We start from the raw sequence: 12,895 nt of genomic DNA on the forward strand, positions 1-12,895 counted from the left end.
CGGAGCCCGGACGGCCGAAGTTGCAATGAGCTGCCGGCGGTGTTGGAGCCGGCTGCCGGAATGGGTTGAGTTGTGTTTAGAATAATTGAATTGGCGATCGATGACATCGTCTGGGATCCGGCCGGCTGCTCCGCCGTGGTGACGGAGGCGTGCGCCGGGCGCAACCGGCGCTGCTGGACGGTGACCGGGGCGGTGACGGAGGATGCCGCGCTGCTGGTGTTGTTGGCGGAATTGCCGGCCGGCCAGGAGCCGGCGGAGTACCGTTTCGCGCCGTTGTCGGAGCGTAACGGCGATATTCTGGTGGCCGAACTCAAACGGCGTTATTACGCCGGGTTCGACACCGTTGGCGCGTTCGGTTACGGCGATGAGCTCTGGGCGCTGTTCCGGAGGGCGCGGTGATGGCGCTCGACAGAAGCGATCCGGAGCCGCTGCGGCTGCGCAATCTGGAGTTGGACGAAGGCTCTTCCGAACTGCAGGGCATCGGCGCCGAAGAGCGTTCGATCAATTACGCTTACGGCTTGATCATCATCGTTGCGGCGATTGTGCTGTTCGGCCTGACGATGCTGTATTCGACTTCGTACGGCACTGCCGGGACCAAATATTTTTACAAGCAATTGTTTTGGGCCGGCGTCGGTCTGGGCGCCGGAACCTTCTGCTTTCTGGCCGGTTACCAGAAATTGTCCAGATATGCCGTGCCGATCATCCTCGGCATCTGCGTGCTGCTCTGCATTGCCGATTTTCTGATGCCGGATGTCAAGGGGGCGCACCGCTGGATTTTTTTGAGGCTGGGGCCGTTCGAAGCCAGTTTGCAGCCGTCGGAGCTGGCCAAACCGGCGTTGGTGTTGTACCTGTCCAAGTATCTGGCCGAGAATCTGCGCTCCGTCAACGATCTTTTTCAGCGCCGCGGGCCGTTGCCGGCGCTGATGTTGTGCGGGTTGATGATGGTGCTGGTGCTGCAGGGAAAGGATTTGGGGACGACGCTGCTGCTGCTTATGACGGCGGCGGTCATGTTGTTCGCCGCCGGTTTGAAGCTGCGTTATTTTCTGTTGCCGGCGTCGTTGCTGCCGGCCGGTTATTTTTACATCAAACATTTCGACCCGATGCGCTGGGCCCGGATCACCTCCTTTACCCAGCCGGAGCTCTATCTGCAGGATGACGGCTATCAACTGTGGAATTCCCTGCTGGCTCTGGGGTCCGGCAAATGGTTCGGCATCGGCTTCATGGAGAGCCGGCTGAAAGCCCGCTACCTGCCGGAAGCGCATACCGACTTCATTTTGTCGATCGTCGGCGAGGAGTTGGGCTGGGTGTCGCTGGTGGCGGTGATGGCCGCCTATCTGGTTTTCGCCTATTTTGCCCTGTCCATCAGTCTGCAGGCGCGGACGCGGCAGGGCATGCTGCTGGGGTTCGGCATTACCGCGGTGATCGTGCTGCAGGCGATCATCAATATCGGGGTGGTGTCCGGCGCCTTTCCGACCAAGGGGATGCCGGCGCCGATGATCAGTTACGGCGGCAGTAATCTGTTGATGAGTTTGATTTGCGTCGGGCTGCTGCTGAGCGTGGCGGCGGAAAATGCTTCGCCGGGCTTTCATGACGAGCTTCATGCGGCCCTTGGGAAAATGTTTCATTGGCGTCGCCGGAAAGCGGAGGAGGAGTTGTAGCGATGATGGAGAATCTTCACCGACTGGTGATCAGTTGCGGCGGAACCGGAGGGCATTTTTATCCGGGTTTGAGTTTGGCCAGGACGTTTCAGCGCGACGGCGGCGACGTGCGGCTGTTGCTGGGTGGCAAACACGTGGAGTCGCAGGCGAAAATCGCCGAATCGCTCGGGATCGGAGTGGAGAAACTCGGCCCGATGCCGTCGCCGGGCCACCTGGCCAACGCGGTGCCGTTCGCGCGTGGCTGCTGGCACGGGTGCGCAGCGGCGATGGCTTTGCTGCGGATGTTTCGTCCGGAGGCGGTGCTGGGGATGGGCAGCTTTGCTTCGCTGCCGCTGACCTGGGCAGCATATCGCTGCCGGGTGCCGCTTTTTCTGCACGACGGCAACGCCAGAATCGGCAAAGCCAACCGGTGGTTCAGTCGCTTGGCGGTGCGGTTGGATACCGCCTTTCCGGCGGTCAACGCCGCTGCGGCGCATTGCCCGGTCGGCTGTGTCGGCATGCCGCTGCGGCCGGAATTGCGTTTGCCGGCGCCCGGCAAGGCGGCGGCGGTTGCCGAATTGAACCGGCTTTACCACAGTGAATTGCGGGCGGAACGGCCAACGGTATTGGTGTTCGGCGGCAGCCAGGGCGCTTTGGCGATCAACCGGGCGCTGCCGCAGGGCTTGGCGTTGCAGCCGAACCGCGATTTTCAGGTCATCCATCTCGCTGGAGAGGCGATGGCCGGCGAAGTGCGTGCCGCCTATGAACAGGCCGGCATTGCCGCGCTGGTGCTGGCCGGCTGCGACCGGATGGAGTTGTGCTATGCTGCCGCCGGTCTGGTGGTGGCCCGTGCCGGCGGCAGTACGGTGGCGGAATTGATTTGGTTCGGCAAATTTGCGATCCTGGTGCCTTACCCTTACGCGGCCGAACTGCACCAGGACGACAACGCCGCCTATCTGCGGTCGCTCGGCGCGGCGGAAATCTGGCGCAATGCCGAATGTACGCCGGAACGGGTGCGGGATTTTTTCACCGCTTTTCTGGCCGCGCCGGATTCCTGGCAGCGGCGGGGCGCCGAGGCGAAAAAGGCGGCGCTTCCGGATGCCGCCGAGCAGGAACTGGCGTTGATCGACAGCTGGTTGGGCCGGAAGCGGGCGTAGGAGTTCGGTCATGCGGTCGGAGAAGAAGCCGGGTGAAAGTCTGGTGCGGAGCCATTTGGAGAACCACAGTATTTTTTTTCCGGAGCGCACTGTGCCGCTGCACGCGATGCTGGTCAATTGCGGCCATCAGTTGATCCGGGAACATTCTTACTGCTGGGATGGGATGAAACGCGGCAGCCGGGAGTTGGCGATCTGGCAGTATACGCTGCGCGGGCGCGGCGCGTTGCGGCAGCCGGACCGGGTGGTGCCGTTGACGCCGGGCCGGGCGATGCTGGTGCTGGTGCCGGACGACCATTGTTATTATCTGCCGGAGGATTCCGACTGCTGGGAAGTGCTGTTCGTCACGCTGTACGGCCGGGAAGCGATCCGGCTGGTGCGGGAGGCGATTTCCCGCCAGGGCGCGGTTCTGGAGCACGACGGGAGCGAGTCGGAAACGGTCCTGCTGGCCTGGCAGATCTTCAATCTCTGCGAACAGGGCAGCCTGAATGACAAATTCCGCTCCAGCAAGCTGGCCTATGAGTTTGCGCTGACATTGCTGGGCGAATTGGAACAAAGCGATACTTACCGGGAGAGCCGGCCGGCTTTTCTGGCGCAGGTGACGCAGTACTGTCTGGAACATCTGGAAGAGGCGGTCACGGTGGATGAACTGGCGGCACTGGCCGGTTACAGCCGGTATCATTTTTCGCGGCAGTTCCGGCGTTATCAGGGAATGTCGCCGCAGCAGTATGTGACGGAGCTGCGGTTGAAGCTGGCGTTGCGGATGCTGCAGACCGAACCGTTGAGCATCAAGGAAATCGCGGCGCGCTGCGGCTTCGAGGATGTCAGTTATTTCTGCAAGGTGTTCAAGAAACACCAGTTGGTCAGTCCCGACCGTTTTCGCAACCGGCGTTGAAAATCGGACGGCGAAAGAGACTGGAGTTTTCAATTTCAAAATAAAAAAATACTGTGATCAAGGGAACTTGAAGTCATATTTACCGGTCTCTTCATATGGATTAAAGCAATAAAAATGAATGCCCTTTTAAGCCGTTGCAGTGTAGAGGTGACATTGGACGGTGAATTCTGAGGGTTTTGGGGGGAGCCGGAAAAAAAGATGCCATTTTTTGTGAAATTTATTTTGACTTTCCGAAATAATTCCCATATAATAAATATGGTGCCGCTTTTTTAGGCGTTCCCATTAACAAAATCGAGGGTTGACAATGAAAGCAGTGTTAAGAGGACCATCAGGATAATCTGGTGGCGGACGGAACGGCCTGAAAAGTGTTTTTTTCCAGGTCGCAGTTATTTTATGGATGATGTGAATAATCCACAGAACCGAAGCAATTTCGGAAACTTTTCTACAACAAAACGAGGATAATATGAAAAGAAATTTCACATTGATTGAACTGTTGGTTGTGATCGCGATCATCGCCATTCTCGCCAGTATGCTGTTGCCGGCGTTGGGCAAGGCGAAGGCGGCGGCGCAGGCGATCAAATGTACCAGCAATCTGAAACAGGTTGGTTTGGGTACGACGATGTATGCGGACGACAACGGTGATACGATGGTTCCCGCTTATATGAATAATGCGGTAATCAACAATAACGTACAGACGCTGGTTTATTATCCGGGATTGCTTTTGGACTATCTTGCCCGGGATTTGTGGGTGGATCCGAGTGCAAGCGGTTGGGATAAGAGCACGAATATCTTCTCTAATCCGGAATCCGGCAACGATATGCAGGATAATTCCAAATGGACAATCAATTATAGTATCAGTCAGTCCGGCAAGGCTTCTGACATGACGACCTTTCGTTTTGACAAAGGAATTAAAATTACTTCAATCACCAATCCGTCCGGTACAATCGGTTTTTCATGTGATGAAAACTTTTTTGGAGGTCCGTATGGTGGCACTTATACCAATTTGGATGATCAAGTGCCGATCGATAAAAGTAATTTGAATGGCCGTGGTACGGATAACACTACTACTCGTGTTTCGTATGCTCATAACAATCAGTGTAATCATTTGTGGGCCGACGGACACGTTGACCGTCAGAAAGAGACGACGTATCGCGATTGGTCGACGACCGACTGATTGCTTGGCAGAATTTTCTGCGGTTATTACCGTCCCGGTTAAAAGCCGGGACGGTTTTTTTTTTGTCTGGAGGGGCATTGCGCGCATGAATGGCGAATGCGCCGGGCGTGTATTATTTCCGGCCAGGATTGCTGCCGGCACCGGCGAGCAGTTCGGCCGCGTGGCGTTCGGCGGCCGGACCGCCGCCGAGCATCCGGCTCAATTCCCGGATTCTTCCGGCCTGGTCCAGCAGCTTGATGTGGGAGAAGGTGCGGTCCTGCTGCAGTTCTTTGCTGACCGCGTAGTGACGGTCGCCGCAGGCGGCCACCTGGGCTAGGTGGGAGATCGACAGTATCTGCCGTTTGGCGGCCAGCGCCGCCAGCGAGCGGCCGACCTGATTGGCCGTTTCGCCGCCGATGTTGACATCGATTTCATCGAAGATGACCACCGGTACGGCGTCGGCGTCGGCCAGCACGGTTTTCAGTGCCAGCATCACCCGCGACAATTCGCCGCTGCTGGCGATCTGGCGCAGCGGGTGGGGCATTTCGCCCGGATTGGCGGAAAAGATGAAATCGATCTGGTCGCCGCCGTTTTCGCCCGGTTCGACCGCCTGAAATGCAATCGCCAGATGACTGCGTTGAAAACCGAGCGTCGCCAACTGGGTCCGGACCGCCGCGCAGAGCGTATCGGCCGCCTGGCGGCGTTTGGCGGACAAATCGGCGGCCAGGGCGGCCAGGCGGTCGCGGAGCTGCTGCTCCTGTGCCGCGAATTGCGCGCGCAATTTGGCGCTGTCCTGGTAAAGACTCAACCGGTGTCTGGCGTCCTCGAGGATGACGAATACCTGTTCCAGCGTCGGACCGTAATGCCGTTTCAGAGTTTGCAGTTCCGACAACCGCTGCTCCAGCTCCTGAAAGGTTTCCTCATCCAGTTCCACTTTGCCGGCATAATGCTCCAGCAGGCCGGCCAGTTCCCGTGTTCCTTCGATCAACAGGTCGCAGCGGGTCAGCAGCTCCCGGCTGCCTTGCGGATCGAGACGCTCCAGTTCCAGCAGGTGACGGTAAACCGCCGACAACTGCTCGGTGACCGCCGTCTCCGCTTCACAGAGCATCTGGCCGGACTGGCCGGTCAGTTCCAGCACCTGTCTGGCGTTGGCGGCCAGTTGGTGCTGGGCGGAAATCCGCTCGTCTTCGCCGGGTTCCGGCGAAACTTTTTCGATGTCGTAAACAACCGCTTCCAACTGTCTGGCTTCGGCGGCCGACGGCATCGCTGCGAACGCTTCGCTTCTGGCCTGTTCCAGTTGCTTCAATTCCAGGCAGCACTGCCGGCAGGCCGCTTTTTCCGCCTTCAAATTGGCATAGCGGTCGAGGATCGCCAACTGCCGGGCCCGGCTCAGCAGCGACTGGTGTTCATTGGCGCCGTGAATGTCGATCAACTGTTCGCCGAGCAGCTTCAACGTCTGGATGGTGACTGGCGTGTCGTTGACGAAATTGCGGTTCTGGGTTTTGGTGATGACCCGGCGCAGTTGGATTTCCGGGTGTTCCGGCTCCCACGGGATGCCGCAGTCGTTCAGCAGCCGGGCGAGCTCCTCCTGGTCCTCGGCGGAAAAGCTGATGCCGGCGCTGATTTCACAGCGTTCCTGGCCGGTGCGGATCAGGCTTTTGTCGGCGCGTTCGCCGAGCAGCAGGCCGACCGTCCCGAGCAGGATGCTTTTGCCGGCGCCGGTCTCGCCGGTGATGACGTTGAACCGGCTGCCGAATTCGACGTCGGCGCTTTCAATCAAAGCCAGATTGACGATTTTTAACCAATTGAGCATATTTTTATCATAAGGCGATTGCGTTGCGTTTTTTCAACGCTAAATTTACTTGAACAATGGATCAATACAAGTCCGTGAACGGAAGAATTGGGGGGGAATCGTCATGCGGAATACACCGGTGCAGTATCGCTGGACGACCGGCAAGGAACCGAAAATCGTGGAAATCCGGCTGGGGGTTGTCGCCGGAACTCCGCCGCCTCCGGCGCTGGCCGGCGCCGGCCGGAGTCTGGAGCGGCGGCTGGCGGGAGAGCTGCCGGCGTGGGATATGGCGCAGTTTGCCCTGGCCGGCGTCGGCGATTGGGCGCGGAAGGTGTTGACGCTGTTGTTCGCCCTGGTGCCGGCCGGCCGGGTGGTCGGCTATGGACAGTTGGCGGCGCTGGCCGGTCGGCCCGGCGGGGCGCGGGCGGTTGGCGGAGTGATGCGTTCCAACCCGTTGCCGCTGGTCTATCCGTGTCACCGGGTGGTGGCGGCCGACGGCAAATTGAACGGTTTCATGTGCAGCTCCGATGCGGCCGGAGCGGCGTTGCGGTTGAAGCGGTGGCTGTTGGAAACCGAAGGGGTGGAGTTCGATGCGGCCGGTCGGGTGAAAAAAGCGTTTTTTTTAACGGATCCGGTTGACATTTTGCCGGAATGAGGGAAGTTTATCAGATTGAATTTTTTATTTTATATTTGGAAGGAGAAATGAAAAATGTTGAAACAGGATAGTTTGCAGTTTCTGGAAGAGCTGCTGCGCAGCGCCAGTCCGTCCGGTTATGAGATGGAAGCCGCCGCGGTCTATCGCGAATACCTCGGCCGTTTTTGTCCGGAGGTGAAAACCGATGTGATGGGCAACACCATCGGCGTGCTCAATGCGGGTGCTCCGCTGCGGGTGATGCTGGCCGGCCATTACGACGAAATCGGCTTCCAGATCGTCTATATTTCCGACGAGGGATTGTTGTATTTCCGGCCGAACGGCGGTATTGACAAGCTCAATGTGCCGTCATCGGAAGTGGACATTCTGACCGCGGCCGGCCGGGTGCGCGGCGTGATCGGCAAAAAGCCGATTCACCTTTTGAAACCGGCCGAGCGCGATGTGCCGCCGGAATTGTCGGACATGTGGATCGACATCGGCGCCGAAGACCGCGAGGCGGCGGAAAAGCTGGTGGCGGTCGGCGATCCGGTGGTGATGCGGGCCAACTTCCGGCGTTTGAACGAGAACCGGGTGATGTCGAAGGGGATGGATGACAAGATCGGCGCTTTCGTCGTCGCCGAGACGATGCGGGAGTTGTCGGCGCGCCGGCTCAAGGTGGCGGTTTACGGGGTTGGAACGGTGCAGGAGGAGCTCGGCTTGCGCGGTGCGCATACCAGTTGTTTCGGTATTGATCCGGCAATCGGTTTTGCGGTCGACGTCGGTTTCACCACCGACATTCCGGATGTGGCGAAGAAAATCTGCGGCGATATCAAGCTGGGGAAGGGGCCGGAAATTACCCGCAGCGCCGACAACAATATTGTCCTGGGCCGCTTGATGCGCAAAGTTGCCGCCGAAAAGGAGATCGCCTGCCAGGAGTCGGTCGGGCACCGGGCGACCGGCGGGACCGATACGGCGCAGATGCAGATGACCCGCGCCGGAGTGGCGACCGCGCTGGTCAGCATTCCGAACCGCTATATGCACTCGGCGGTCGAAATCTGCGACCTGCGCGATGTCGAGGGTGCGGTGAGGTTGTTGACCGAGACGATCGCCGCCTTGCAGGGCAATGAAACATTTATTCCCGGAATCGATTGATAAAAACGGCGTTTTGTTTTTGCAATCGTCGATAGTGAGTGTTATATTTCTCCGGTCCCGGATTGCGCGGAAAAGTTGTACAGTCGGGCGCCGGGATTCCGGAGATGGGGTTTATTCATAATATTGAGAAAGTGATAACATCATAAGAGGGCGGCGGGTAAAATGGCAGGAAATCCGAAACTTATTGTACTGTCGGAGAAATTACGCGGCAAGAGCTTTGAGTTGACCAAGGAGGTCATGAGTGCGGGACGCAACGAACAGCGGGATATCTGCATCAAAGATCCGACTTTGAGTTCGCATCATTGCGACTTTGTCAAAACGGAACACAGCTATCTGGTGCGCGACAACGACAGTACGAACGGTACGCGGGTCAACAATGTGCCGATTACCGAGCAGGAACTGAAAAACTTCGATGTCATTCAACTGGGCGGTGTGGAAATCCTGTTCGATTTCGACGACGGGACGAATACCGCGGTCGGCTCCCGGACTGAAACCGGCATCGATCTGGATTCGACGACGAATACCGGATTGGCGACGGTGAAGCATTTTACGAATTATTCCCCCTTTGCCGAGCGGGATACGAAGCGTCAACTGCGCAATCAGAAGATGGTTTTGGTTTTGGTCGGCGTTCTTGGGATTGCGGTTCTGGCATTGTTGATTGCGCTGGTGGTCATGGCCATGAACAAAATGTCTTGATTTTTTGCCCGGACCGCGCCGGGCGGTGCGGAATCGATAGAGCAATATTGGGAACGAAGATGGGGAAAATGCAGCGGCATGTTCCATTTTCGTTCCGTTATTTTTTAATCTTGAATGAGGAGTCGTCTATTGAGTATGGATCAGAATGATAAAAAATCTTCGCCGGAGCAGAAAAAGCGTGGACCGGCCCTGCCGCCCGGCGGCCTGGGCGGGCCGCGGCGGGTGAACCGGGCTTCTTTGGTCTGGCTGGCGCTGTTTGCGCTGATGGCGGTGGCCGTCTGGATCAAGTTTGCGGAGCCAGCCGTCCAGCAGGAGTGGAACCAGACGGAATTCGAACAGCGTCTGGTGGCCGGACAGGTGCAATCCGCCGAAGCGATTCCCGATCCGGAAGGCGTCCTGAACATTACCGGCAAATTCGTTTTGCAGCCGGAGGACCTGCACAAATTGCCGGCCAAAAAGCGGCAGCAGAATGACGTCGGCTATTACAAGACCCGGGTGTTGAAGACGGAGCGGCTGGACGCGCTGCTGCAGGACAACCTGAAGGATTTCAAGGTGGAGCAGCAGAGCATGCTCGGCAGTTTCATCTGGATGGTGCTGCCGATGTTGCTGATCGTCGGGGTCATCTATTTCATGATTTCCCGGCAGTATAAAATGGCCGGCAAAGGGGCGATGCAGTTCGGCAAGAGCCGGGCGCGGATGATCCCTCCGGATGAGTTGAATGTGTCGTTCGACGACATCGCCGGCGCGGATGAGGCCAAGGAGGAAATCACCGAGGTGGTGGATTTCCTCAAGGATCCGTTGAAGTTCAAGCTGTTGGGCGGCAAGATTCCCAAAGGCTGCCTGCTGACCGGACCGCCGGGAACCGGCAAGACGCTGCTGGCCAAGGCGGTGGCCTGTGAGGCCAACGTGCCGTTTTTCTCGATCAGCGGTTCCGATTTCGTCGAAATGTTCGTCGGCGTCGGCGCCAGCCGGGTGCGCGATATGTTCGAACAGGCGCGCCGCTGTGCGCCCTGTCTGATTTTTATCGATGAAATCGACGCGGTCGGCCGTTCGCGTTTTTCCGGCATGGGCGGCGGCCACGATGAGCGGGAACAGACTTTGAATGCGATGCTGGTGGAAATGGACGGGCTGGAAAGCAGCCGCTCCAATGTCATCGTGCTGGCGGCGACCAACCGGCCGGATGTGTTGGATCCGGCTTTGCTGCGGCCGGGCCGTTTCGACCGTCAGATCGTCATGGATCTGCCGGATATCGCCGGCCGCAAACGGATTCTCGAAGTGCATGTCAAGAATATCAAGGTGGACGATAGCGTCAATTTGGAGGTTATCGCCAAAGGGACGCCGGGATTCAGCGGCGCGGACCTGGCCAATTTGTGCAATGAGGCTGCGCTGCTGGCCGCCCGCAACAATCAGGAAGTGGTGACCCAGGCCGATATGGAAGAAGCGCGCGACAAGGTTTGCTGGGGGCGGGAACGCCGCAGCCGCAAGATGAGCGAACACGAACGCAAATTGACCGCCTATCACGAAGCCGGCCATACGCTGGTGGCGCTGCACAGCGACAAGGCGGATGAATTGCACAAAGTGACGATCGTGCCGCGCGGCCGCGCGCTCGGCTTGACCTTCCTGCTGCCGGAGTCCGACGGCTATTCGATCAGCAAGCTGGAATTGCTCGACGACATGGCGCTCTGCATGGGCGGCCGGGTGGCGGAGGAGTTGACGATGGGCGACATCACCAGCGGTGCGGCGCAGGATATCGAGCAGGCGACCCGGCAGGCGAGGTTGCTGGTCTGTGTTTTCGGCATGGATGACAATATCGGACCGATCAAGTACGGCAGTTACGGTCCGGTCCATGTGCGCTACGATGCGCCGCCGGCCGACAGCTACAGTCCGGAGACCGCTCGGGAGATCGACTTGGCGATCAAGCATTATCTGCAGCAGGCGATGGATCGCGCCCGGCAGATTTTGAGCGACCACCGCGACGAATTGGAAAAACTGGCGCAGGCTTTGCTCGAACGTGAAACGCTGAGCGTTCAGGATATTTATGAGTTGTTCGGCTGGAAAGACGGCAAACCGGCGGCTTCGGCTTCCGCGGCCGCGGAAGCTGGAACGATCCGGAACGACGGCGACGCGGAAACGCCGCTGGAACAGCCGGCGGAGACGCCGAAACCGCTTGAAATCGTCAAGGAGCCGGAATCCGGCAGCTTATAACCGGGTTGTGGCAGGATGGCGGATTGGCGAACGGTGTTGCGGCCGGATGGCGCGGGCGGCTGTGTGGTGAAATGCCATGTGCAGCCGCGTTCCTCGCGCAGCCGGCCGGTGGGTCTTTATGAGGAAAGCCTCAAAGTGGCGCTGACGGCGCCGCCGGTGGACGGGAAGGCCAATGCGGAACTGATCGCCTGTCTGGCCAAATTTTTCGGCCTGCCCAAAGGACGGGTGTCGCTGTGGAAGGGCGCCGCCGCCAGGGACAAGCTGGTGGTGCTGGCCGGGCTGGCGCCGGAAGAGGCTGGCCGGCGGCTGGAAGAGAAGTTGAACTGAAATTTTGATGAAAATAAGGTTGATGGATTTTTTCCGATGAAAAGTATCATTTTCCTGGCGGACGGGATGGCCGACGAGCCATTGGAGGAGCTGGGCGGCAGGACGCCGCTCGAGGCGGTGGAAACGCCGGCGATGGACCGCATCGCCCGGCTTGGCGCGAACGGCACCTTTCTGTCGTTGCCGCCCGGCTTGCCGACCTCTTCCGATGTCGCCAACATGTCGGTGCTCGGCTTTTATCCGGAACGGAATTATCCGGGCCGCGGACCGATCGAGGCGGTCAGCCAGGGAATTGCCCTGGCCGATGATGATGTCGCCTGGCGCTGCAATCTGGTGACGGTGTCGCCGGACGGGATTTTGCTCGACTACTCGGCCGGCCACATCGACAATGCGGTTTCCGCCGAATTGATCGCCGCGCTGCAGCGGGAATTCGGTTCCGGGCGGGTGAGTTTTCATCCCGGCGTCAGCTACCGCAATCTGCTGGTGCTGCACGGCCGGGAATTTTCGGCGGACATCGGTTATCAGAAGCCGGATTCCTCGCAGGGCATCCCGGTCGATCAATTGCAGCTGACCGCGCTGGACGATTCGCCGGAAGCGCGTCATACGGTGCGGTTTCTGCAGGATTTGTCGCGGCGGGCCGCCGCTTTTCTGGCGGCGCATCCGCTGAACCGGGGCAAGACTTCGCCGGCCAATGAAATCTGGCCGTGGAGTCCCGGCCGCCGGCCGAATCTGCAGCCGTTCAGCCGGCGTTATGCCGGCCGGACCGGCGCGATCATCAGCGCCGTCGATGTCATCCGCGGCATCGGCAAGGCGGCGGGGATGACCGTCGTCGAGGTGCCGGGAGCGACCGGTTTTATCGATACCAATTACGAAGGCAAGGTCGCCGCGGCGCTGAAAGCATTGGAAGACCACGATTTCGTTTATATCCACGTCGAGGCGATCGACGAGTGTTCCCACATGGGTGATTTGGCGTTGAAAATGCGGGCGATCAGGGATTTCGACTGCCGGATCGTCGCGCCGGTGCTGGAGGCGCTGCGAGATCGGGAAGTGCTTTATGCGGTATTGCCGGACCATCCGGTCCCGTTGAAATTGCGCAAGCATACCCGTACGCCGGTTCCGGTGGCGGTCTGCGGTCCCGGCATCCCGGCCGACGCGGTCGGGGCCTACAGCGAGCGCCTGGCGCCACAGGGTGCGCTGGGGGCGCTCCGCGGCGACCAGTTGATGAAAATCATGTTGCAACTCGACTGACGCAGGCA

Annotated in this window: 12 protein-coding genes; 11 read left to right on the plus strand and 1 reads right to left on the minus strand. The window is 59.1% G+C overall.

Annotated features, from left to right (window positions below; all coding sequences use genetic code 11):
* Positions 1-72 precede the first annotated feature (72 nt).
* The 5 genes from HWX74_RS14455 to HWX74_RS14475 all read left to right on the plus strand — a co-directional run bounded on the left by HWX74_RS14455 (position 73) and on the right by HWX74_RS14475 (position 4,860).
* A complete protein-coding gene (locus tag HWX74_RS14455) occupies positions 73-399 on the plus strand; it encodes a hypothetical protein (protein WP_176014208.1) in 327 nt (108 codons plus the stop codon).
* Positions 399-1,658, plus strand: coding sequence for an FtsW/RodA/SpoVE family cell cycle protein (locus tag HWX74_RS14460; RefSeq protein ID WP_176014209.1), 1,260 nt, complete (start codon positions 399-401; stop codon positions 1,656-1,658). Before HWX74_RS14455 ends, HWX74_RS14460 begins: the two co-directional genes overlap by 1 nt.
* A gap of 2 nt (positions 1,659-1,660) precedes the next feature.
* Positions 1,661-2,794 (plus strand): glycosyltransferase, encoded by a 1,134-nt coding sequence (locus tag HWX74_RS14465; protein WP_176014210.1) that lies wholly within the window; start codon positions 1,661-1,663, stop codon positions 2,792-2,794.
* Between the two features lie 10 nt (positions 2,795-2,804).
* Positions 2,805-3,686, plus strand: coding sequence for an AraC family transcriptional regulator (locus HWX74_RS14470; protein WP_176014211.1), 882 nt, complete (start codon positions 2,805-2,807; stop codon positions 3,684-3,686).
* Positions 3,687-4,149: 463 nt separating this feature from the next.
* Complete coding sequence (locus HWX74_RS14475; protein WP_176014212.1) at positions 4,150-4,860, plus strand: type II secretion system protein; 711 nt, start codon at positions 4,150-4,152, stop codon at positions 4,858-4,860.
* A 112-nt stretch (positions 4,861-4,972) separates the two neighbouring features.
* Here the strand turns inward: HWX74_RS14475 and recN are convergent, their stop codons facing one another.
* On the minus strand, positions 4,973-6,652 hold the full coding sequence (gene recN / locus HWX74_RS14480; protein WP_176014213.1) for a DNA repair protein RecN: 1,680 nt from the start codon (positions 6,650-6,652) through the stop codon (positions 4,973-4,975).
* A gap of 103 nt (positions 6,653-6,755) precedes the next feature.
* On the opposite strand from recN, the gene HWX74_RS14485 reads away from it, so the two are divergent.
* The 6 genes from HWX74_RS14485 (at position 6,756) to HWX74_RS14510 (ending at position 12,887) form a co-directional block, all read left to right on the plus strand.
* Complete coding sequence (locus HWX74_RS14485; RefSeq protein WP_176014214.1) at positions 6,756-7,286, plus strand: methylated-DNA--[protein]-cysteine S-methyltransferase; 531 nt, start codon at positions 6,756-6,758, stop codon at positions 7,284-7,286.
* Positions 7,287-7,340: 54 nt separating this feature from the next.
* Complete coding sequence (locus HWX74_RS14490; protein ID WP_217704966.1) at positions 7,341-8,414, plus strand: M42 family metallopeptidase; 1,074 nt, start codon at positions 7,341-7,343, stop codon at positions 8,412-8,414.
* 162 nt (positions 8,415-8,576) lie between these two features.
* On the plus strand, positions 8,577-9,110 hold the full coding sequence (locus HWX74_RS14495) for an FHA domain-containing protein (protein WP_176014215.1): 534 nt from the start codon (positions 8,577-8,579) through the stop codon (positions 9,108-9,110).
* Between the two features lie 135 nt (positions 9,111-9,245).
* Positions 9,246-11,315, plus strand: coding sequence for an ATP-dependent zinc metalloprotease FtsH (ftsH, locus tag HWX74_RS14500; RefSeq protein ID WP_217704967.1), 2,070 nt, complete (start codon positions 9,246-9,248; stop codon positions 11,313-11,315).
* A gap of 15 nt (positions 11,316-11,330) precedes the next feature.
* On the plus strand, positions 11,331-11,642 hold the full coding sequence (locus HWX74_RS14505; RefSeq protein WP_176014216.1) for a DUF167 family protein: 312 nt from the start codon (positions 11,331-11,333) through the stop codon (positions 11,640-11,642).
* A 36-nt stretch (positions 11,643-11,678) separates the two neighbouring features.
* On the plus strand, positions 11,679-12,887 hold the full coding sequence (locus HWX74_RS14510; protein ID WP_176014217.1) for a cofactor-independent phosphoglycerate mutase: 1,209 nt from the start codon (positions 11,679-11,681) through the stop codon (positions 12,885-12,887).
* Positions 12,888-12,895: the final 8 nt, after the last annotated feature.

This window comes from Victivallis sp. Marseille-Q1083, assembly GCF_903645315.1.
GTDB lineage: Bacteria > Verrucomicrobiota > Lentisphaeria > Victivallales > Victivallaceae > UMGS1518.

Coding starts and splice junctions, on each gene's coding strand:
- HWX74_RS14470 (WP_176014211.1), top strand. CDS start 2,805: ATGCGGTCGGAGAAGAAGCCGGGTGAAAGTCTGGTGCGGAGCCATTTG.
- HWX74_RS14465 (WP_176014210.1), top strand. CDS start 1,661: ATGATGGAGAATCTTCACCGACTGGTGATCAGTTGCGGCGGAACCGGA.
- HWX74_RS14475 (WP_176014212.1), top strand. CDS start 4,150: ATGAAAAGAAATTTCACATTGATTGAACTGTTGGTTGTGATCGCGATC.
- HWX74_RS14460 (WP_176014209.1), top strand. CDS start 399: ATGGCGCTCGACAGAAGCGATCCGGAGCCGCTGCGGCTGCGCAATCTG.
- recN (WP_176014213.1), bottom strand. CDS start 6,652: ATGCTCAATTGGTTAAAAATCGTCAATCTGGCTTTGATTGAAAGCGCC.
- HWX74_RS14495 (WP_176014215.1), top strand. CDS start 8,577: ATGGCAGGAAATCCGAAACTTATTGTACTGTCGGAGAAATTACGCGGC.
- HWX74_RS14485 (WP_176014214.1), top strand. CDS start 6,756: ATGCGGAATACACCGGTGCAGTATCGCTGGACGACCGGCAAGGAACCG.
- HWX74_RS14490 (WP_217704966.1), top strand. CDS start 7,341: ATGTTGAAACAGGATAGTTTGCAGTTTCTGGAAGAGCTGCTGCGCAGC.
- HWX74_RS14505 (WP_176014216.1), top strand. CDS start 11,331: ATGGCGGATTGGCGAACGGTGTTGCGGCCGGATGGCGCGGGCGGCTGT.
- ftsH (WP_217704967.1), top strand. CDS start 9,246: ATGGATCAGAATGATAAAAAATCTTCGCCGGAGCAGAAAAAGCGTGGA.
- HWX74_RS14510 (WP_176014217.1), top strand. CDS start 11,679: ATGAAAAGTATCATTTTCCTGGCGGACGGGATGGCCGACGAGCCATTG.